Source organism: Rhizobium sp. BK661 (assembly GCF_024808825.1).
Classification (GTDB): domain Bacteria; phylum Pseudomonadota; class Alphaproteobacteria; order Rhizobiales; family Rhizobiaceae; genus Rhizobium.
Map to the genome: position 1 here is coordinate 74864 of NZ_JANTYT010000011.1, position 20379 is coordinate 95242.

Below are 20379 nucleotides of genomic sequence, written 5' to 3' on the forward strand. Positions count from 1 at the left end.
CTGTTGCTTGGAGCAAGGATTGCTCAAAACGTCCGGCAGCAACTGACAGAACTGCGGGCTGCGCGCATCTCCAGTGGCCGCCACGACAGGCGCGGATGCTTCTCCTGGCGGCTGCGGTTAGTCTTTCTGGCAGAGATGGGTGAACGACGTTTTGCGACATACGCCATAAGGATCGCAAGACGATGGCGTGCGTGGATGCTAGCCTGTTGGCGTAGGGCGGACCATTGGGGGACCGGAATGTATGATCATTGCATCATTGGGGGCGGCATCGTCGGTCTGGCCGTTGCGATGGCGTTGCAGGAAAGAGTTCCTGGTGCCAAAGTTATTGTCCTCGAGAAAGAGGAAGAGCTCGCGAGGCATCAGACGGGCCACAATAGCGGTGTCATCCATGCTGGGATTTACTACGCTCCCGGTACCCTGAAGGCAAAGCTCTGTCGTGAAGGGGCGGAAGCAACAAAGCAGTTCTGTCGCGAGAACCGCATCCCCTTCGAAACCTGCGGGAAATTGCTTGTCGCTACGAGCAAAGCAGAGATGCGCCGGATGGAGGCGCTCGAGGACAGGGCGCAGTGCAATGGAATTGACTTTACCAGGCTGACAATTGGCCAGTTGAGAGCCGATGAACCGAATATTGCGGGCATGGGCGCCCTTCTCGTTCATTCCACGGGGATTGTCGACTACGCGCTTGTGTGCCGCGCCATGGCCAAGAGAATCGTGGATCGGGGCGGCGAAATCATCCGTGGGAAAGAGGTCCTGGCCATCCTTGAGCATGAGAAAGGCGTACGGGTCCAAACATCGGCGGTGGTCGTCGAAGCCCGGAGACTGGTTGCGTGCGCCGGCCTTCAGTCAGACCGGATCGCGTTGATGGCCGGGATGAAGATCGATCATCGGATTGTGCCTTTCCGAGGAGAATATTATTCGTTGCCTGCATCCAAGGCGAAGGTGACGCAGCGCCTGATCTATCCGATCCCGGATCCTGACTTGCCCTTTCTCGGAATACATCTGACGCGAACGATTGATGGTGGAATGACCGTGGGACCCAACGCAGTGCTTGGATTCTCACGCGAAGGCTACGCTAAAGGCAGCTTCTCACCTCGAGACGTTTACAGCATGGCCACGTTCTCCGGTTTCTGGAAAATGGCGAGGAAGAACTGGCGTTCGGCGGTGTTGGAATTTGCCAATTCCGCCTCGCGTACACGCTATCTGACTGAGTGTCAGAAATACTGCCCGTCGCTGACGATCAGCGATCTTCAAAACCCACAGGCCGGCATTCGCGCACAGGCGGTCATGGCCGATGGCACTCTCGTGCACGACTTTCTGTTCAAACAGACAGACAGGATGCTGCATGTCTGCAATGCCCCATCCCCTGCGGCGACATCGGCCATTCCCATCGGTCGAATGATCGTTGATCGTTTGCTTGATCGTGATGACGGGACTTCAGACGCCATCCCTGCGCAGGCCGAAGCGTGACTGCTGCGCCGCCCCCTTCACGAAACAGCAAGGCCGCCATCGACGGGCAGAGATATGCCCGTAACCATTGATGCTTCGTCGCTCAGCAGGAAGAGGATCGCTTCGGCGACTTCATTCGGGGAAAGGAACCGTTCTAGTGGAATACGCGCTTTGACCGGGTCCGCCTTAAGAGGGTCACTCCATGCCAGCTCCCCCATCGGGGTCAAAGTTACGGTCGGATTGACACTGTTGACGCGAATGCCGGCGCTGCCGAGTTCCACAGCCATAACACGGGTAATGGCATCAAGGGCCGCCTTCGACGAGCAATAGGCCGTATGGTTTGCCAAGCCTCGACGAGCCGCATCGCTCGAAACGTTCACGATTGCACCCTTAAGTCCGCGAGAAAGCCAATCGCGTACTATGACCTGCGCCAGGACCATTGGAGCGACCGTGTTGACGTTCAGGACATGGGTGAAGTCCTCAACAGTGCTGGAAATGAAGGACTGAAGGATCGTGGTGCCGGCGCAATTGACCAGCATATCGACGGGAAGGGCCGATGCGACCTCCTCACCGATCCGATCGAGATTGGCGAGATCCATACAGATCGGTTCGCATTTCATTTCCTGCTGCAGTGACTGCAGATCGTCCGGGTTGCGCGTCAGTGCGACGACCGAGGCGCCTCGCTGCGCTAACATGACGGCTGTAGCCCGCCCAATTCCCTTGCCTGCGCCTGTGACAAGAACCCGCTTTCCAGTCCAGTCCATTATCGCCCTCGAGACCCCTGATGATATTGCCGGTGACAAGACTTAGCTCGAAACGTTCCCAAAATCGATCTGGAGCACACGCATGTTCACGGTCGATCCCATTCACTATCACCAGTTTGCGTGGAGTTGGCCGGGGCGCACGAAGCCTGGCAAGAACCTTGGCTCTCGGGAAGCGCATTTGTAAAAAGAAGCTTTCGCATCGCCAGACCTTGCCAGTGCAAATCACTCGCAAACACGCACGCTTTCGATATGCCAATCGCCGTCGTACTGGTTCTGCACCCGTCGATCTTCGTGCCAACAGCGAGGCGGCGGCGGATCGACGTAGCGCTGTTCCTGGCTATTGGCGATGGACCCACCGACAAGCCCACCGATCACTCCGGCGGCAATGCCCCCCGCTATGGCCGCTCCGGTATTGTGGTGGTGATGATGGGACCGGGCGAGCGAAGGATCGGTTGCCGCAAGGAAACTGCTGACCGTGATGGCGGCTGCAACTACAGGAAAAATGGACTTTCTCATGTGGTTCATCCCAACTATTGCTATCCATGCGTCGTATTCAACCGGTTGGCTGCCACGACCTGTCCGGGAGGAACGCGCGTAAGCCCCCAATTTGTTCCAAGCCAATTGCGCCAGGGAAGCGCGCGTACCACTCAAGCCATTGTTTGCCGCGCGAAAGCTACCTCTTTCGGAACACGTTTCCTTCCCGTCAGTTTCCTTTGTTGATTGATGGAACGGAGGACAAGATGGCAGAAGACATCAAGGCAGGCTTTACCGGATCTCCAAGTGATCCTCCCGAAGGGCTTCGCAGGGCGGCGAAGACGGCCACCCAAGCTGTAAGGCGGGAAACGACAGCGCTCGCAACTGGTGCGGCTGCACATCCTCAAACAGCGACGAGCCTGCTGTTGGGGATTGGCGCCATCGCCTTCACGCTAGGGTTTTTCGCAGGCCGTGCTTCAGCTCGAGATGACTACACCTATTGGCGCTGAGCAGCTTTGCCCCAATTGCTGTTGGGGTGGCGCCAACGGTCTCGTAATGTCCCTATCGCGCCGGTAGCCATTCGGTCCGGACGCCAGTGTTGCTGCCTGCTTCTCCTGGTTCTCAGCTCCATAGGCGCCGATCCACCGGCTTCAATGTCGGTTCGTCTTCGCTGTGCATGGACGTGGCGAGAGCCCTAGCGCACCTCTGCTCCTGCGACTGCTCTTGCCTGACTGGAGGGTTTGCCAGTGGAATTTCGGACCACCAGCGGACCGTCGACCTTGATGGTCATCGGGCGAAGCTTCTTGCCGTGGACGGCCATGTCGATCAGCGCCTCTGCAGCTTTTTGGCCCATCTCGTAGTTAGGAAGAACAAGCGTCGACAATGGAGGATGCGTGTAACGAGCGAGCTCCTGATCGTCATAACCCATGACCGACAGATCCTCCGGAACACGCAGGCCCCTTTCCGCTGCAGCCTCCATCACGCCGATTGCCATCAGATCGTTGCCACAGAGGATCGCGGTCGGAGCGCTGGGTAGCGAAAGAAGTTCAAGGCCGGCCTCGTAGCCTCTGAGGGGCAGCCAGTCGCCATTGCGGACCAGAGCCTCGTCGAAGGCTACGTCGACGGTCGCAAGCGCCTGCTTGTAGCCTTTGAGCCGGTCGATTGCCGCATCCATCCAGGGCTCGCCATTGATGAAGCCGATCCGTCGATGTCCCAGCGCGGTCAGGTGCGCAGTGGCGGAAAAGCCGCCGGCGACCTCGCCCGGAACGATTGCCATTTGCTGACGCGGCTCCGCATAGCAGTTTAAAAGGACGGTCGGTGTGTTCCTGAGGCCTTCCGGCACGTGAACCTTTCGCGTGAAAATCGTCGCGTAGATCACGCCGATGATGCTTGGGTCGCGCAGAACCGACCGGAGCACAGCCTCCTCGAGTTCGGGATTGGAACGGGTTGCGTGCGCGGAAACGAGGAAGCCTTGCTCAAAGGCGTAGTCGCGTGCGCCATCGAGGCTGACGACGGGATGCGGGCTGGTTGAGATTTCGTCGACGATGAAAGCGATTGTGTCCTTCTCGATCGTCTCGGCGGGAGCCTCATTTCGGACACCAGGTAATTTATAACCAATTTTATGAGCAGCATCTCTCACCTTCGCCTGTGTTTCGGGAGAGATGCGCGATCCCGACATCTCGTTTAGAACCAGTGACACGCTCGATTGCGACACGCCTGCAATTTTGGCTATATCAGTCATGGTTGGCCGGGTTTTACCACCGCGCCGACCAACGTCGCCGCCATTCTGATTGCCCATACTTTTCCTCCCGCGATTTGCTGCGTCGCAAATCAGCATTTCGCAAGTGCTCATAAAATGGCGCTTGACTGCTAATAATATTAGCGACAATATCCGCCCATGTGAAGCGTCTATTGCTCACGGCCGGTCGGAGGAATACCGGAATATTTTGGGAGGAGAAACTGAGATGGCTACATTCTCACGTCGTACATTCATGCTTACTGCCACGGCCCTCGGAGCGATTGCCGTTGCCGGCGCCACCGCAATGGCGGATGTTCCGAAACTAAAGCAGAAAGAGAAATACAAGGTTGGCTTTGCGCAGACCGAGTCCAACAATCCATGGCGAATTGCGCAGACAAACAGTATGAAGGAAACGGCCGAGAAGCTCGGCTATCAGCTGGTCTATACAGATGCTGCCGGCTCCGCTGCCAAGCAGGTCGCGGACGTCAACTCCATGATTGCTCAGGGTGTCGATCTGATCTTCCTCGCGCCACGCGAAGAGAAGCCACTCATCCCCGCAGTCATGGCTGCGAAAAAAGCCGGTATTCCGGTCATATTGCTGGACCGCAGTGTCGATCCTAAGCTTGCCAAGGCCGGCGAAGACTATCTGACCTTCATTGGTTCCGACTTCATCAAGGAAGGCCAGCGCGTTGCCGAGTGGCTCATCAAGAATGCAAATGGCAAGACGAAGATTATCGAACTCGAAGGAACAACCGGCGCGTCTCCTGCAAACGACCGAAAGAAGGGCTTCGATGAGGCGATCAAGGCTGCCGGTGGTTTCGAGATCGTCGCATCGCAATCAGGAGACTTTGCTCGCGACAAGGGCCGCCAGGTTGCGGAGGCACTCCTTCAGGCCCATCCGGATGCAGACATCGTTTACGCCCACAATGACGAAATGGCGATCGGCGCAATCTCGGCGATCGAGGCAGCCGGCAAGGTCCCCGGCAAGGACATTCTCGTTCTCTCGATCGACGGTGGCAAGGAAGCCGTAGGCCTCGTGGTCGACGGAAAGATCGGTGCCGTGGTCGAGTGCAACCCGCGCTTTGGCCCCAAGGCATTCGAAACGATGGCTCGATATGCCAAGGGCGAAAAGATTGAGCCGAAGCTCATCAATGATGATAAGTTCTACGACAGCTCGAACGCCAAGGCGGAGCTTGCCGGCGCCTATTGATCTCCCAGTCTGATCGCTTCCGGCCGGTTCGGCTTTTGCCGCACCGGCCGGTTTTTCTGTCAAAGCATGTGCGTCAGGATGTCGTGGAGCGTATGGCGATGCTTCTATCCATGCAGGGAATATCAAAGTCGTTTTCCGGTGTAGCGGCCTTGCGCTCGGCTTCACTCGAGATTGCCGAAGGGGAAATAATGGCGCTGGTTGGCCAGAACGGCGCCGGCAAGTCGACGCTGATAAAAATCCTGACAGGTGCCTATCATCGTGACGATGGCTCGATCCGGTTCAATGGCCAGGACATAGTGTTTTCGTCTCCCGCCGAAAGCCAGGCGGCAGGCATCGCCACGATCTACCAGGAGATCAATCTTGCACCGCAGCGTTCGGTGGCTGAGAACATCTACCTCTCGCGCGAGCCGCGTCGATTTGGATTTCTGGATCGCCACGCCATGCGCGAAGGCGCCCGGCGGGTTCTGAAAACCTTCAAGCTTGATATCGATGTCGATCGGCCTGTTGCGAGCTTCAGCGCCGCAACGCGCCAGATGGTATCAATCGCACGGGCGGTTACGCAAAATGCCAGGCTCCTGATCATGGACGAGCCGACGTCCTCCCTCGACGAGAGAGAGGTCGCTGTTCTTTTCGATACGATCCGCACACTTCAGGGTAACGGCGTCGCAGTCTGCTTCATCGGCCATCGACTGGATGAGCTCTACGCGATTTGTGATCGCGTGACGATCATGCGGGACGGACAGACCGTCGCCGTCAGCACCATGAAAGCGATGCCGAAGGTGGAACTGGTCCGGCACATGCTTGGACGCGAGCTTGCAGCCTTCGCCGCGATCAGTCGCGATGGCCCCGAAGGACCGGAGAAGCCCGTCCGGCTTGACCTATCGGCCGTCGGCTCGGGTGTGAGGGTACGCGACGTGAGCCTTTCGGTGCGCAAAGGAGAGATTTCCGGGCTGGCAGGGCTTTTGGGTTCCGGTCGCACCGAGACGGCGCGGATTATTTTCGGTGTCGACCGGCTGGAACGTGGTTCAATCCGCTTTGAGGGTTCCGAACGACACTATGACGAACCTGCTGACGCGATTGCCGATGGAATCGGACTGGTCTCCGAGGATCGCAAGGTGGATGGCATTGTTCCCGATATGAGCATCCGTGAGAACATGACGCTCGCATTGCTTCCAAAGTTGAAGAAGTCAGGGATCGTTGATCGTGCGAGGCAGGACGCTATCGTCGAACGTTTCATCAAATCGTTGGGCGTGAAGTGCGCGTCTCCTGACCAGCCGATCAAGGAGCTTTCCGGTGGGAATCAACAGAAGGTCCTCCTGGCGCGATGGCTCTGCACCGATCCTAAAGTGCTGATCGTCGACGAACCGACGCGCGGCATCGATATCGGCGCCAAGTCCGAGATACTGAAGCTGCTTAGGGGCCTCGCGGATGAAGGGTTGAGTGTCCTGATGATTTCCTCGGAACTCGAGGAACTGCTTGCAGCGGCAGACCGCGTCACTGTCCTTAGCGACGGAATGTCAGTCGCAGAGCTCCCGCGTCAAGAGCTTTCAGAGGCCAGCCTTTTGACGGCTATGGCCCACCAGGTGAATTGACATGACGATTTCAGATACGACCGTCAAAACCCAGTCGCAGTCACGTGGCTCACTCCTCGTGATGCTTAGCCGCTATGGGACATTCGTTGCCTTCCTCGCCCTCATACTATTCAACATCGTTGTTACCCCGAATTTCCTGTCCTGGCAAACCCTGAACGTGAATCTGACGCAGGTAGCGACCATTGTGATCGTTGCGACAGGCATGACGCTTGTCATTGCCACAGGAGGGATCGATCTTTCGGTTGGGTCACTGATGGCGATATCGGGAGCCGTGGCTCCCATGATCTTCATGGGTACGTTGTTTAGGATCGAAAGCTCGGAATTGGCTGTCGCGCTTGCCTTCATCATCCCCCTCCTGATCGCGATGGCGCTTGGGTGGTTCAATGGCTTTCTGGTCACGCGGTTCGCGATCCAGCCAATCGTGGCGACTCTTGTGCTCTTCATTGCTGGCCGCGGTATTGCGCAGGTCATCACCAACGGAAATCTGCAGGTCTTCAAGAACGAAGCTTTTCAGTTCATTGCGATGGGCCGTGTCGCCGGAATCCCGACCCAGGTCGCCCTGATGCTTGTCGTTGCTGCGCTTGCCTTCTGCCTGATCCGTTTCACGGTCATTGGTCGCCAGATCATCGCCGTTGGAGGCAACGAGAAGGCGGCGCGCCTGACCGGTATTCCCGTCCGCCACGTCAAGACTGTCGTATACATCATAAGCGGAGGCCTGGCTGGTCTCGCCGGGTTGATCGTCGTGGCTCGCAATTCAGCGAGCGACGCGAACCTTGTTGGCATGGGTATGGAGCTCGATGCCATCGCCGCGGTGGCAGTCGGTGGCTCGCTGTTGACGGGCGGAAGAGCCAATATCATTGGCACCCTGCTTGGCGCCCTCGTGATTCAGCTGGTGCGCTACACGCTGCTCGCCAATGGTGTTCCTGACGCGGCCGCCCTGATCGTCAAGGCGGCGCTGATCATTATTGCCGTGTTCATTCAGCAGCGCGCCCACAAGTCCTGAGGAGATGAATTGATGCTATCTGCGATTTTCAGACCATTGGTGCCGAAGTCATCCGGAGACCTTGCGCGGTTTGGGGTTGTCGTTGCGCTTTTTACCCTTATTGTTTTCGGGGCGCTGCGTTATGAAAACTTCCTTTCACCGTTCAACATACTGACATTCCTCAGATACAATTCGATGTTCGCGCTGATCGCCCTTGGGATGGCATTTGTGATCATGACCGGCGGCATCGATCTGTCTGTTGGGGGAGTGGCAGCGCTGGCAAGTGTCGTTTCGGCGCTCCTGTCTCCTTATCATTGGATAGCTGGACTTGCCGGCGGCGTCGCCGCTGGTCTTGCCGTCGGACTGCTGAACGGGCTTGTCATCACCCGCATGCGGATTCAACCCTTCATCGCGACGCTTGCGGCGATGCTGGCCGCCTATGGAACGGCGCTGCTTCTTGCCGACAACCAGTCAGTATCGGTTTCCTATGATACTGGCTTCACCACGATCGGACAGGACGACTTGCTTGGCTTTCCGATCCCCGCCTGGATTGCCGTCGCCGCCTATGTTGTCGGCTGGTTGTTTCTCGAGCGTCGGCCATCCGGACGGCATGTTCTGGCGATCGGCGACGGAGAAGTGACCGCAGCACTCATGGGGCTGAAGGTGGAGCGGACGCTTCTGGCTGTCTACGCCAGCTCAGGCTTGCTTGCCGGTCTTGCCGGTGTGATCCTCGCGGCACAATTTGGCGCGGGGCAGCCAACAGAAGGTGTGGGCTGGGAACTGTTTGCAATCGCCTCGGTCGTTGTCGGCGGCACCCTCCTGACTGGCGGGGCGGGTTCCGTGGGTGCAACACTGGCAGGTGCGCTGTTGCTTGGCATGGTATTCAACGTGCTCAATTTCGAAAATGGGCTGGGCTGGATCTCCTTGTCTGCCTACTGGCAATCGGTGATCCGTGGGCTGTTTCTGCTCGTGGTCGTGGTGCTGCAGGCAAGGCTGACGGGGCGCGGCGAAAAGGCACCCGTCAGCGAAACCTGACCTGGAACAGATGGAGAGTGGCGTATGTCGTTCTTTTCCCTGGAGATCGAAACCTTCTACGAGCGGCCGAGCATGTCGAACGATACAAATTCGAGCTTGATGCCGATGTCTTCGGAAATGACAGTGCCGATTGCGCCCAAAATCGTTCGTTATCCAGCCTGAGGGCCGAACGATTCCGCAGATGTAGCGCCGATGTTTCCTCGGTCACTGCGTGCCTCGGCGTTCGAAATGTTCAGCTCCGTCAGAAGCGCTCTCCGTTGAGGGACCGACGTCGTTCATCAGGCCGAATTTCTGCCCTGAGAATGGGCGACGAACGACGTCACGAGATATCAACCGGCTTGGACCGCAGCCGGTTGACCGTTGCCAGGTCGGCACGTCTGCAAAGCTGGGGCGGCAGGCCGCGCATGATCAACTCGGCATCGGCGACCGCCATCGAGCCCAGCGCATAGAGTGCGTCACGCGTTCCACCGGTCCTGTGGGCGGAGAGCAGGATTCCGGGTGTCTTTCGCACTGGATCGTCCAATGCCACCGGCTCTTGCGGGAAGACATCGGTGGCGACCCGGATATGGCCGGATCCAGCCGCCGCAATCATTGCCGGGAAATCGACAACCGCTGCCCGGCTCATGAGGAGGAAGGCTGCTCCCTTCTTCATCATGGCGAATTCAGGCTCGCCGAGAAAGGATTGGTTTTCGCTGGTAACGCTTGCAAATACGAAAACCAGTTGGCTTGCGGAGAGCAGGTCTTCGAGACTGCTCGGCATGCAATCCGCGGTCGTAATAACCTCTGCGGGAAGCCATGGGTCAAAGACGCGAACAGGGTTCTTGAACGGGCGGATCAGTTCTCTGAACTGGCGTCCGAGATCGCCGAAGCCGATGATGCCGACGGGGGCCCCTGCAAAGCGGAAGGTGCCTTCGTTGCCGGCAAGGCCATACTGTTCGCGTCCAGCACGGAAGTCCCTGTCCGCCTCGGTAAATCCACGCGCGAGGTCAAGCCCCAGCCCCAATGCTGCCTCGGCAACCGGCGAAGCGAAGGCAGCTGCAGGTGTGATAACCCAGATGCCACGCTCGACGCAGGTCTTGTAGTCGATGTTTGGAAGGAAATTGCTCTCGACATTTATAATTGCCTTGAGCCTTTGAGCACGGTTAAGGCGCGCCGTGTGCATATCCGTCTGTCCGAAGATAAGGACGGTCTCGGGAAGCAGATCGTCGATCTGTTCGGCGGACATCGGTTTGTCCTCCGAGATGACAAGTTCGCCGAGCTGTTCCAGGCGGTGTCGCACGCCTGGCTCCATGATCAGGTCGAGTGTTCGCGGCAATGGGTCTACCAAGATCACGTCGCGGGGCATGATGTTCTCCTCTTCCTCCAAGGTAGTTACCACGCATCGAGTTGACAAACACCCAAGATCGCCTGGTTCCTTACCGGCGCCAGGCGACATGATACGATGAGCGCCAGGCGATCAGGTATGGCTAGACGCGCGACGAACGCGAACGCAATCAGCTGATGTCATCGACGGTAGACCAGCGGTAGGGAATTACTTACGCTACTTCTGCGGCGGCTTTTTCCGGGTCATGGAGTGTGGCGTTGTTTGACGTTCGGGAACTCCTTTTTGCCACTAATGACCTGCTCCTGGTCCATGACGCTGTTGAGATTGAAAAGCCACGCCAGAGGCTCGGACATGGTCTGTTGAGGAAACCATTTGTAAAACAGGGCTTCCGCCCCGGCGCGATGTGAAAACAGCTCGTAGATCCGATGCTGAACGAAAGCGAAGAGAGCCATGTCCTGCGTGGCGATCAACAAGGCATACGGCTCGTATGTAAAGGACTGGAACGGGTCTCGCACATCCGTGCAGCTTCGCCCTGCCGCTCTCCAGGCGGCCAGCTTTCCCAGGATGATTTCACGGTCGCCAAAATATACCTTGTCCCGGTCTGTATTGCTGCAGAACCACTCGATGAGCTGATCGTGATCCTGCATGGGACAAAGGACATAGGCGGGGATGGCCGCACCGATCTCCTTGAGCGATTTCGTCGGCTCAGGGTCCCGGCTTCTGACAGCTGTCATTTCAGCGCGGCACTCCGTCGGCTGTCCCGTGAAGCAATCCGGGGTCTTGCCTGAGGACCCCAGCCTCAACGCGTCCACTGTGCACGCTTCCTTCGCAACCCGTTCGGCGGTCGAGTTGCCGAGATAGCCGACCTCGACGTCGCGGAACCTTCGAACGGAGCGCCAGAGATAGGACACCCCCGACACGAAGACGATGGGTGAAAAGACGCCTGCACCCGTCCGCTCGGGGTCGTCGAGACGAACCGTGACCGCGTCGCAGAGGACATCCACTTTCCTGTCTCCCAGCTCGGGCAGTGGTTGCCTCATGGCGGAGAACCGGTTCCTTCCATTGATGGGGACCTGGATCAGCTGATAGTCACTGTTGTCAAAGATCTCGTAGCAAAGCTCGGCAAGATAACCGAGATATGGCCTTTTTTCGTTGTTACCGTCCGGCGGAGGAAGGTAGGAGAACGGGGGGATATCTGTCCTGAACCCGATGACAATTTCCCGCGTGTGCGCCGATGAGGCGCTTGAAACAAGAAAGATCGCGCAGGCAAGCAGCACTGCGACACCTGTCGCGGCGATTTCCTGCGCCTTGCCGAGGATCTTGGACCTGCGCAGACGGCGCGGCGCCAATCCAAGGACAGAGAAGAAGACTGTAAGTGGCATCACGATGAGGTCAAGTGTGCTGTAATAGGCAAAGCACGTCTCCAGGTCGTGACCCGACAAAGACACGACCTTCAATATTGAAGCGGGTTGCGCCGGACTCCCCACCATGCACGGTTGCGAAACAGTGATACTGGCGAACACGATCAGATAGACGAGGGTCACGAGCGCGCCACACGAGGCAAGGCCAAGAATGACGGAGAAGCGCGGCGGTCTGTCCGGTGCCCTTACCGAGTTGATGAAGCAGAAGGCAATGATGGCAACCGGCGTAAGCAAAAGATAGTAGAGAAGTGCACCCGTCCAGCTCCCTGATCCGAAGAGGCTTTGCCACATCTGGGAAACGTTGCTGGCCGGCAGCGCCGAATAGAGCATTGCAACGAGAGTCATTCCGCTGGCCGCCACAGCGAAAGCGCCAATTGCACCGGAGATCGTCGCCCACGCGACGCTCTTGTTGAGCGGAGATTCCGATAGGCCGGTGCCGTAAACAACGCTGACAAAAGATGCGACGACAGTCGACGGCAGCCACACCAGCAGGAAGACCTTTGCTGTTTCGAGCGCCGCACTCATGGCCACCGCCTGATCAGTGAGCGGAACCGAGGAAATGAGCGGGTGCCATTGCGCCCGTATTACGAGGAAGTATCCGACGAAGACGATCACGAACCCGTAGAGCGGCAATCCGGTCGCCGCCATCTCGCGTTTGTCGACCACTTTCTCGATGATGCTGTCTCTTAGGCGGCCGGGCTTCATCTTGTCGAAGCGAGAGCCATACTCGCAGTAAATGGCCATGATCAAGGAGAACCGATCCCGAAGATCTTCGAGCAGGCGGGTGTTGTTCAATAACCGCTTTTCGAGATCCTTGATCCGGTCCTCGTCTGCCGTTGACCGGTCTGGCGTCCTCGCCGGATCGGTCAGATACTGGAAATCCGTCAGGGCATTCTCGGCCTCGTCGCGGACGTTTCGTTCATACTCGTTCAGCTTTCTTCGGATTTCGGGGTCGGACCATTCCACGTGTTCTTCATATGACCAATGGACGACGTATTTGAGGTTTCGCTCCAACGCAAAAAAGCTGTTGAGTTTCGGACCGAGAACGCGCTGCGCAAGCGCTGACGCCTTACGACGACTGTCATCGGATGGAGCACCATCGATCAGCGTCTTTATGCGGATTGTCTTTTCCTTGAGACGAGTCGGAATGCCTACCACCTCATGGGAGAACCGGCGTAGCCAGTTTTCGGCGGGAACCAGTGGATTGATCAGAGGAGCAAAACCCGAGATACCAAGCGCCAGAAAGAGGGGCCACTTCCAGGAGTCGAATTCGATGGTCCCCATACCAATCTGCAGACCGGAAACATTGAGTGCGTCAAAGAGCTGGACGATCACCCGCCCAAAGAACGCAAGCGTCGCATAAATGAAGATCAGGGATATGCAGTATATCGCGTAGGCCCGCCTCAGCGAGAAACTGTCCTTCAGGTTCCAGATCGTCAAATCCCTGAAGTCGCGAAACGCGCTTGCATTGACGTCGTAGGTGGGTTCTGAAAATCGCTTCCAGGCAAACGCACAAATCAGAGCGCACCCAGCTGCGAAGGCTAGGACGAACTGGCCGGTTACCGCGATGCCAACGAACGGAAAATCCCTACGGCTCCCTGGTACAAGCAAACCAAATTGCCATAATGAATCGGGAACCGTCGATGGCCAGTACGCGGATTTTGAGTACACCCTTGCGACTTCCTCGCAAACGTTGGTTCAGCCTAGCATTGTTGTTGCTGTGGATTGCATGGACCGGCCAGCGCAATGGACGGGTGCAGGCCCATCGAGCCTGTCATGGCCAGAGCCAGCGCAAAGGCAGCCACAATAAACAAAGTCTTCTTTGTCATTTGCGTCCCTCCACATTCGTATTACGGGAATGTGCGCGATAGTAGTATCTTAGGCCCAATATTGTCTAAATTCAACCATCTATGGTAGGCTAATCGTTGGAATCATTTACTTCAACAGTCGTGCCTTCCGAATGTTAGCGGACGCTGAATATACTGCTTGCCACCTCTACATTGCGGTGTATCATTGCGGGAATGCAACGCGAGCTTGGCTGCATTTCATCATTGCCAATAGCTCGACAGGTTGGCAGTCCAATTCTCTGATAATCTTCGCTTGAGCCGGATCGGCTGTCTCAGGTTGCTTTTCTTGGCTAACCTGTCGTGGTGGTCATGGCGTTGATGCGCCGCATACTTTTGTCCGCTCGCGTTGCCTGGGGGGCGTGATAGTGAGCATCCTTGATCGCGTTTCTACAGAGCCGAGAGTCCTGATAGATGGCGCGCACCTTTGCAATTATGTCCATTTGCCAATCGTTCGGCCCCTCCCCGCCGGACACGCTGCCTGCCAACGTGTCATCTGCTCGCGTAAAATGCCCGCACCGGTTGGGTGGGAGCGACGACATCGGAACGGCAAAGGTGTTTTTACGACTGGGCCGTCCGCCTCAGCGTCGGCATCCGTTCACGGTCGATGCCCGACCGCAACGATAGCCCTTTTCGTTCTTCCGCTCGCAGGAGGCGTCGGAACGTCCGTTGCAAAGGCCTGAACGGAGACCAGCACGTGGCTCGATCCAGAGGCGATGGCGGGGCCAGTCAGGTTCGACGAGTTTTTGATGGATGCATCATGCGGCCGGTTCCCAACCCGACCCGATCTGAGAAGCGAACCTGCTTCGCGAATCCTAAGCCGGATCCGAGCGACCAGGCCCGCGACATTGCCAGAGGAGAAAGTCCATGCCTTCCAACGGAAAAATATCTCTTGAAGAACTCAATCGCCGGCTTGCCGACGCATCTCTTTCGGACGAGGAACTCGCCCGGTATTTTCTGGTTGATGAAGACCGATCTGGTCCCTTCAACCCGGTTCTGACCGTGAACCCGGACACGGTCAGCGTGCCGCAAACGGCAGAAGGCACGGAGCGGAGTGCGGCACTGCTCAACAGTGCCAATTTCATCGCGCGCCTGCGCAGGCATTTCGCGTTCAATGCCCGCGTGGGAAGCGGAAGCTACCGGGGGCCGATCCTTGTCTCGGAAGGAGACAGCTGGTTCCAATATCCCTTCAAGCTGGAAGACGTCATAGACGACCTGATGCAGGACTACGCAGTCTTCAGTCTGGATGCCGCTGGTGACACACTGTCAAACATGTTTCGCGAAGCCGAATATCTGGACGCGATTGCCAATACCGGAGCCTCGATCTTCCTGTTCAGTGGCGGCGGCAATGATGTCGTTGCTGGCGGAAACCTGGCCGCACACCTATTCGACTTCGACCCGGCAAAATCGCCGGCCGCGCATCTGCGTCCTTCCTTCAATCTCATCCTCGATGAAGCGATAGGGATATACTCGAAACTGGTCAGGCAGGTCGCCCAGAAGTTTCCGAACGTTCATATTGTCTGTCATGGATATGACTACGCAAGGCCTGCGAATGGGCCCTGGATCGGCAAGCCCATGGCATCCAGGGGCATCACCGATCCTGAGCTTCAGCGGGCAATCGCTCGGGTGATGATCGATCGCTTCAACGAGAGACTTGGTCTCCTGCAGTCCACGTCAGCAAGGCTCCACTATATCGATTGCCGCAACACGGTGCCGGCAGATGAATGGTTTGACGAGCTCCATCCGACAAACGATGGCTATAGGAAAGTTGCCAAAAAGTTCGCGACCGTCATCGAGCAACTAAAGCCGAGGACCAGAGATGTCGATTACAGGGCTAATAAGGCGCGGGCTGCGAGGGCAACTGAAACCAGCAGTGCCCGTCCTGCAGTGCGACCGTCAAGGGCGGTTCCACAGAGTGCTAGGCCCAGTGACGGTCCTCGCGGCATCGCGCTTCACATCGGTCTGAATGCCATCGATCCTGCTCATTATGCGGGATGGGCCGGCCCATTGAATGCCTGCGAATTCGATGCACAGGACATGCATGAGATTGCCACGGGCCTGGGATACGACGCGACCCTCCTGCTCACGGAAAATGCGACACGCGAAAACGTTACCAAAGTATTCAAGAAGGCGGCGCAGGAGCTGAAGGAGGGTGATATCTTCTTCGTCAGCTATTCGGGCCACGGTGGCCAGGTTCCCGATTTCAATGGCGACGAAGAGGATGGCGTCGACGAAACCTGGTGCCTGTTTGATGGCCAGCTTATTGACGATGAGCTTTATCAGTTCTGGTCAAAATTCAGGCCCGGTGTCCGGGTTCTGGTGGTTTCGGACAGCTGCCACAGCGGTACCGTCATCAGGGCAGTCGTTCCCGACGCCACTACCGATGTCGCTGTTGTCAGCAGTCCGCTGGCACGGGCGATGCCCATCAACATCGCCAGTCGGACGTTCCGGCAGAACCGCGACTTCTACAGCAAGCTCGGAAGTTCGCTCTCCAGCGTGGAAGCGCAAAGTGTCAAGCGCGCCACCGATACACCGATCTCGTGCAGTGTCCGGCTGATGTCCGGATGCCAAGATAATCAGGTGTCGCTCGACGGCCCCGGGAATGGTGCGTTTACCGCGGCTTTGATCAGCGTGTGGGACCATGGCCGCTTCAGCCGCGACTATGCGGCCTTCCATGCTGCGATCTTGAGGAAGCTGCCGGAAACGCAATCTCCCAATCACTGGATGATTGGTCCGAAGAACCCCGTGTTCGATGCCCAGTCGCCTTTTGCGATCTGACGCCTTGACCCCACTCTTCGGCATGAGAGGCCAGGAGGAGAAAGCAGCAGTGTGATCGAATGGGAGCGTCGCCTGTCGTGACGCGGCGGGACAGGAACTGCTCACCACGGAAGGAGATCCAGTCGTCGTATCGACGGACCGCGCTTGCCGTCTGACGCTGCGCTTTGCGGCAAATTATCGAATGGCTCTATCGCGCAACCGGCAAATAAAATGCTAGCTTCCGGCAAAAGAAGAATGCCGGAGGATAGGATGGCGAAGAAAACGTTTGGTGACTGGATGGCTCTTGCGGAGAAAGAGCTCAAGGCGCCGCCGGAGTCGCTCGTCTGGAAGACACCAGAAGGGATCGATGTCAAACCGCTTTATACCGAGGGCGATATCGAAAATGCCAAGCACCTCGCGTCCCTTCCCGGATTTGCGCCGTTCACGCGCGGCCCGCGGGCAACAATGTATGCCGGCCGGCCATGGACAATCAGGCAATATGCGGGATTTTCAACCGCGGAAGCCTCCAATGCCTTTTATCGCAAGGCACTTCAATCCGGACAGCAAGGTGTTTCGGTTGCTTTCGACCTTGCGACCCACCGGGGCTATGACAGCGATCATCCGCGCGTTGTCGGCGACGTCGGCAAGGCCGGAGTGGCAATCGACAGCGTCGAGGACATGAAGGTCCTGTTTGATGGCATACCGCTTGACAAGGTCTCGGTGTCGATGACGATGAACGGCGCGGTCATACCTATCCTGGCGAATTTCATCGTGGCCGGAGAGGAACAGGGTGTCTCGAAGGCCGAGCTGTCGGGCACCATCCAGAACGACATCCTCAAGGAGTTCATGGTCCGCAATACCTACATCTATCCACCGGAACCATCGATGCGGATCGTTGCGGACATCATTGAATACACCGCGAAGCAGATGCCGAAGTTCAACTCCATCTCTATCTCGGGCTACCACATGCAGGAAGCTGGGGCGACCCTGGTCCAGGAACTTGCATTCACTTTGGCCGACGGTCGGGAATATGTCCGGGCAGCGATCGCCAAAGGCCTGGATGTTGACGATTTCGCCGGTCGGCTCTCCTTCTTCTTTGCCATTGGAATGAATTTCTTCATGGAGGCGGCAAAGCTGCGCGCCGCACGGCTGCTCTGGACGCGGATCATGGAGGAATTCAAACCCCAGAAAGCCTCCTCGCTGATGTTGCGTACGCATTGCCAGACGTCGGGCGTGTCGCTACAGGAACAGGATCCCTACAATAATATCGTCAGAACCGCATTCGAGGCGATGTCGGCTGTCCTCGGTGGGACCCAGTCGCTCCATACCAATTCCTTCGACGAGGCGATCGCCTTGCCAACCGATTTTTCGGCCCGTATCGCTCGCAATACGCAACTGATCCTCCAGCACGAAACTGGTGTGACCAAGGTCGTCGACCCTCTGGCTGGATCCTACTACGTCGAGACCCTGACGAATGAGCTCGCCGACAAGGCGTGGACGCTGATCGGTGAGGTCGAGGCACTCGGCGGCATGACGAAGGCTGTTAATGAGGGCCTTCCCAAACGTCTCATCGAGGAGGCGGCGACGCGCCGGCAGGCAGCGGTCGACAGGGGCGACGAGGTGATCGTAGGTGTCAATAAATACAGGCTCGATACGGAGGAAGACATCGAGATCCTCGCCATTGACAATGCGGCTGTTCGAACGGCCCAGGTAAAGCGGATCGGTGAAACGAAACGCCGCCGCGACCAGGCAAGGGTCACGGCGGCTCTGGATCAGCTGGGACTGGTTGCGATGAGCGGTCAGGGTAACCTGCTTGAGGCAGCCGTTGAGGCAGCCCGCGCGCGCGCCACAGTTGGCGAGATTTCTGATACCATGCGGCATGTATTCGGCGATCACGCTGCCGAGCCCGAGGTCATCAAGGATGTCTACGGGCAGGCATACCGGGACGAGCCCGAGCTCGAGGTGCTGAAGGATCGCATGGCTGCTGCCGCCAGGGTTCTCGGCCGAGAGCCCAGGATCATGGTCGCAAAGCTCGGGCAGGATGGGCACGACCGTGGGGCCAAGGTCATCGCCTCGGCATTTGGTGACATCGGGTTCGACGTCCTGGCAGGTCCACTTTTTCAAACACCCGAAGAAGCAGCCGATCTTGCTGTTGCAAGCAAGGTTGATATCATTGGCATGTCATCGCTGGCGGCTGGCCACAAGACACTTGCGCCGCAGCTTGTCGAGGCGCTCAAGGCGCGGGGCGGTGGCGACATTATTGTCGTCGTCGGGGGCGTCATCCCGCGGCAGGACTACGCATATCTAATGGAGAACGGTGTTGCCGCTGTCTTTGGACCGGGGACCAATGTCCTCGATGCTGCAAATGAGGTTCTGGATCTTCTGGAGGGCAAGCGGCGCAACCGCTAGTCGACCGTCCCTGCCTGCCGGGTTCGACACCGTGGCCGTTCATACGATCATTCGATCGTCATCGGCGCCCCCTATTCGCGGAGACACGAAAATCGGACTGGGAAAATGAGCGCTCATGAAAATTAATTTCATATAGCCAACTTTTTATGGGATTCGAGTTGACGGGTTCGAATTTTTGTCCCAACCTGACGAAAATAAATTACGCGTTGGGAACGAGATAACAGCATGAAAGTTGGAATTATCGGGCTAGGATTCCGGCTCGGCTACCTTGGCCATGTCTTCACCGCAGTGGATGAAAGCTTCGAGATCGTCGGTTACGTCGACCCCGATCCAGCAGGCCTGCCTGGTCTCGCCGAACAGGGCATTTCCGCAGGAACGGCCTACGCGTCTGCGGAAGAGCTCATCGCCAACGAGACGCTTGACCTTCTGATGATTGGCTCGCCCAATCACATGCATCTCGACCACATCAGGCTGGGCCTGGAGAAAGGTCTGAAGGTTTTCTGCGAAAAGCCAATCGTAACGACGATTGCCGAAAGCATTGAACTGGCACGACTGATGGCGAAGTTTGGTCATGAGCGGCTGATGGTCGGTCTCGTTCTGCGTTACTCTCCGCTGTACAAGGATCTCCGCGCGATCCAGGCGTCAGGCAAGCTTGGGCAAATTGTCTCGATCGAGGCTGCGGAACATATCGAGCCTTACCACGGTGCGTTTTTCATGCGCGACTGGCGCCGCTATGAGCGCTATTCGGGTAGTTTCATGCTGGAGAAATGCTGCCACGACCTCGATCTTTATAACGGTGTCGTCGGCGCGCGTCCCGAGCGTGTTGCAAGCTTTGGCGGTCGTAAGAGCTTCATCCCCGCAAATGACCCCGTGCGCGAAGGTATCAACGACGTCGAACTGTTTCATCGCAAGCCGAGTGGCTGGATGGGGTCCGACAAGGTGTTCGACAGTGACGCCGACATCATCGACTATCAGGTGGCAATCGTCGAATACGCCAACGGCGTTGGAATGAACTTCCACACCAATCTCAACGTTCCAGACCAGTTCCGTCGCTTTGCCATTATGGGATCACGCGGCATGGCCGAGGGCGATTTCGTCCGAGGCTATCTCGATGTTCATGAGCAGCTGACAGGCAAGAAGGTTGTCGAGAACAAATACGTCGCGACAGAGCTTTCGCAGCACTACGGTGCCGACGAGCAGATGGCGGCAGATTTGCTCGACAGCGTGCGTACCGGTACCGAACTTCCAGTTTCGACGCTCAATGCCCTCGAGGCCGGCATCCTGGCCCTATCGATGGACGAGGCAAGGATGAAGAAGGCGGTTATCGATCTGCGCCCGATTTGGGACAGGTTCGACGAAGCCCTGCACGCAAGAGCGGCTTGA

General features: G+C 57.5%; 16 protein-coding genes. 10 read left to right on the forward strand and 6 right to left on the reverse strand.

Features of this window, described 5'->3' with window-relative positions; translation table 11 throughout:
* Positions 1 to 237: 237 nt before the first annotated feature.
* Positions 238 to 1467 (forward strand): L-2-hydroxyglutarate oxidase, encoded by a 1230-nt coding sequence (gene lhgO, locus FHX16_RS20965; protein WP_183757075.1) that lies wholly within the window; start codon positions 238 to 240, stop codon positions 1465 to 1467.
* Between the two features lie 17 nt (positions 1468 to 1484).
* Here the strand turns inward: lhgO and FHX16_RS20970 are convergent, their stop codons facing one another.
* Positions 1485 to 2210 carry an SDR family oxidoreductase gene (locus tag FHX16_RS20970; protein ID WP_183757076.1) on the reverse strand — a complete coding sequence of 242 codons (726 nt, stop codon included), beginning with the start codon at positions 2208 to 2210 and terminating at the stop codon, positions 1485 to 1487.
* 222 nt (positions 2211 to 2432) lie between these two features.
* Positions 2433 to 2726, reverse strand: a complete 294-nt coding sequence (locus tag FHX16_RS20975; protein ID WP_183863884.1) for a hypothetical protein — start codon at positions 2724 to 2726, stop codon at positions 2433 to 2435.
* A gap of 224 nt (positions 2727 to 2950) precedes the next feature.
* Here FHX16_RS20975 and FHX16_RS20980 point away from each other — a divergent pair, with 224 nt between their 5' ends.
* A complete protein-coding gene (locus tag FHX16_RS20980) occupies positions 2951 to 3193 on the forward strand; it encodes a hypothetical protein (protein WP_183757078.1) in 243 nt (80 codons plus the stop codon).
* 185 nt (positions 3194 to 3378) lie between these two features.
* Here FHX16_RS20980 and FHX16_RS20985 read toward each other — a convergent pair whose 3' ends face one another.
* Positions 3379 to 4482: a LacI family DNA-binding transcriptional regulator gene (locus FHX16_RS20985; RefSeq protein ID WP_183757079.1), complete on the reverse strand. Its 1104-nt coding sequence runs from the start codon at positions 4480 to 4482 to the stop codon at positions 3379 to 3381.
* A 166-nt stretch (positions 4483 to 4648) separates the two neighbouring features.
* On the opposite strand from FHX16_RS20985, the gene FHX16_RS20990 reads away from it, so the two are divergent.
* The 5 genes from FHX16_RS20990 to FHX16_RS21010 all read left to right on the forward strand — a co-directional run bounded on the left by FHX16_RS20990 (position 4649) and on the right by FHX16_RS21010 (position 9403).
* Positions 4649 to 5632 carry an ABC transporter substrate-binding protein gene (locus tag FHX16_RS20990; RefSeq protein ID WP_183757080.1) on the forward strand — a complete coding sequence of 328 codons (984 nt, stop codon included), beginning with the start codon at positions 4649 to 4651 and terminating at the stop codon, positions 5630 to 5632.
* Positions 5633 to 5730: 98 nt separating this feature from the next.
* Positions 5731 to 7224, forward strand: a complete 1494-nt coding sequence (locus FHX16_RS20995) for a sugar ABC transporter ATP-binding protein (protein WP_183863885.1) — start codon at positions 5731 to 5733, stop codon at positions 7222 to 7224.
* Positions 7225 to 7285: 61 nt separating this feature from the next.
* A complete protein-coding gene (locus tag FHX16_RS21000; RefSeq protein WP_246712683.1) occupies positions 7286 to 8227 on the forward strand; it encodes an ABC transporter permease in 942 nt (313 codons plus the stop codon).
* A gap of 12 nt (positions 8228 to 8239) precedes the next feature.
* Entirely contained in the window at positions 8240 to 9241 is a 1002-nt protein-coding gene (locus FHX16_RS21005; protein ID WP_259130196.1) for an ABC transporter permease, read from the forward strand.
* A 24-nt stretch (positions 9242 to 9265) separates the two neighbouring features.
* Entirely contained in the window at positions 9266 to 9403 is a 138-nt protein-coding gene (locus FHX16_RS21010) for a hypothetical protein (RefSeq protein WP_183757084.1), read from the forward strand.
* A 157-nt stretch (positions 9404 to 9560) separates the two neighbouring features.
* Here FHX16_RS21010 and FHX16_RS21015 read toward each other — a convergent pair whose 3' ends face one another.
* The 3 genes from FHX16_RS21015 to FHX16_RS21025 form a co-directional block, all read right to left on the reverse strand.
* Positions 9561 to 10586: a hydroxyacid dehydrogenase gene (locus FHX16_RS21015; protein WP_183863888.1), complete on the reverse strand. Its 1026-nt coding sequence runs from the start codon at positions 10584 to 10586 to the stop codon at positions 9561 to 9563.
* 221 nt (positions 10587 to 10807) lie between these two features.
* Positions 10808 to 13597, reverse strand: coding sequence for a hypothetical protein (locus FHX16_RS21020; RefSeq protein WP_183863889.1), 2790 nt, complete (start codon positions 13595 to 13597; stop codon positions 10808 to 10810).
* Between the two features lie 92 nt (positions 13598 to 13689).
* Positions 13690 to 13815: a hypothetical protein gene (locus FHX16_RS21025; RefSeq protein ID WP_259130200.1), complete on the reverse strand. Its 126-nt coding sequence runs from the start codon at positions 13813 to 13815 to the stop codon at positions 13690 to 13692.
* An 882-nt stretch (positions 13816 to 14697) separates the two neighbouring features.
* Between FHX16_RS21025 and FHX16_RS21030 the strand changes: the two genes are divergently transcribed.
* The 3 genes from FHX16_RS21030 to FHX16_RS21040 all read left to right on the forward strand — a co-directional run bounded on the left by FHX16_RS21030 (position 14698) and on the right by FHX16_RS21040 (position 20379).
* The gene (locus FHX16_RS21030; RefSeq protein ID WP_259130202.1) at positions 14698 to 16608 is read left to right on the forward strand and encodes a caspase family protein; all 1911 of its coding nucleotides are present in this window, start codon (positions 14698 to 14700) and stop codon (positions 16606 to 16608) included.
* 249 nt (positions 16609 to 16857) lie between these two features.
* Entirely contained in the window at positions 16858 to 18996 is a 2139-nt protein-coding gene (gene scpA, locus FHX16_RS21035; protein WP_183863891.1) for a methylmalonyl-CoA mutase, read from the forward strand.
* A 225-nt stretch (positions 18997 to 19221) separates the two neighbouring features.
* Positions 19222 to 20379, forward strand: a complete 1158-nt coding sequence (locus tag FHX16_RS21040) for a Gfo/Idh/MocA family protein (RefSeq protein ID WP_183757089.1) — start codon at positions 19222 to 19224, stop codon at positions 20377 to 20379.

Bases quoted from the DNA above. Each gene is read 5' to 3' on its own strand.
- lhgO (WP_183757075.1), top strand. From the start codon at position 238: ATGTATGATCATTGCATCATTGGGGGCGGCATCGTCGGTCTGGCCGTT.
- FHX16_RS20970 (WP_183757076.1), bottom strand. From the start codon at position 2,210: ATGGACTGGACTGGAAAGCGGGTTCTTGTCACAGGCGCAGGCAAGGGA.
- FHX16_RS20975 (WP_183863884.1), bottom strand. From the start codon at position 2,726: ATGAGAAAGTCCATTTTTCCTGTAGTTGCAGCCGCCATCACGGTCAGC.
- FHX16_RS20980 (WP_183757078.1), top strand. From the start codon at position 2,951: ATGGCAGAAGACATCAAGGCAGGCTTTACCGGATCTCCAAGTGATCCT.
- FHX16_RS20985 (WP_183757079.1), bottom strand. From the start codon at position 4,482: ATGGGCAATCAGAATGGCGGCGACGTTGGTCGGCGCGGTGGTAAAACC.
- FHX16_RS20990 (WP_183757080.1), top strand. From the start codon at position 4,649: ATGGCTACATTCTCACGTCGTACATTCATGCTTACTGCCACGGCCCTC.
- FHX16_RS20995 (WP_183863885.1), top strand. From the start codon at position 5,731: ATGCTTCTATCCATGCAGGGAATATCAAAGTCGTTTTCCGGTGTAGCG.
- FHX16_RS21000 (WP_246712683.1), top strand. From the start codon at position 7,286: ATGCTTAGCCGCTATGGGACATTCGTTGCCTTCCTCGCCCTCATACTA.
- FHX16_RS21005 (WP_259130196.1), top strand. From the start codon at position 8,240: ATGCTATCTGCGATTTTCAGACCATTGGTGCCGAAGTCATCCGGAGAC.
- FHX16_RS21010 (WP_183757084.1), top strand. From the start codon at position 9,266: ATGTCGTTCTTTTCCCTGGAGATCGAAACCTTCTACGAGCGGCCGAGC.
- FHX16_RS21015 (WP_183863888.1), bottom strand. From the start codon at position 10,586: ATGCCCCGCGACGTGATCTTGGTAGACCCATTGCCGCGAACACTCGAC.
- FHX16_RS21025 (WP_259130200.1), bottom strand. From the start codon at position 13,815: ATGACAAAGAAGACTTTGTTTATTGTGGCTGCCTTTGCGCTGGCTCTG.
- FHX16_RS21030 (WP_259130202.1), top strand. From the start codon at position 14,698: ATGCCTTCCAACGGAAAAATATCTCTTGAAGAACTCAATCGCCGGCTT.
- scpA (WP_183863891.1), top strand. From the start codon at position 16,858: ATGGCGAAGAAAACGTTTGGTGACTGGATGGCTCTTGCGGAGAAAGAG.
- FHX16_RS21040 (WP_183757089.1), top strand. From the start codon at position 19,222: ATGAAAGTTGGAATTATCGGGCTAGGATTCCGGCTCGGCTACCTTGGC.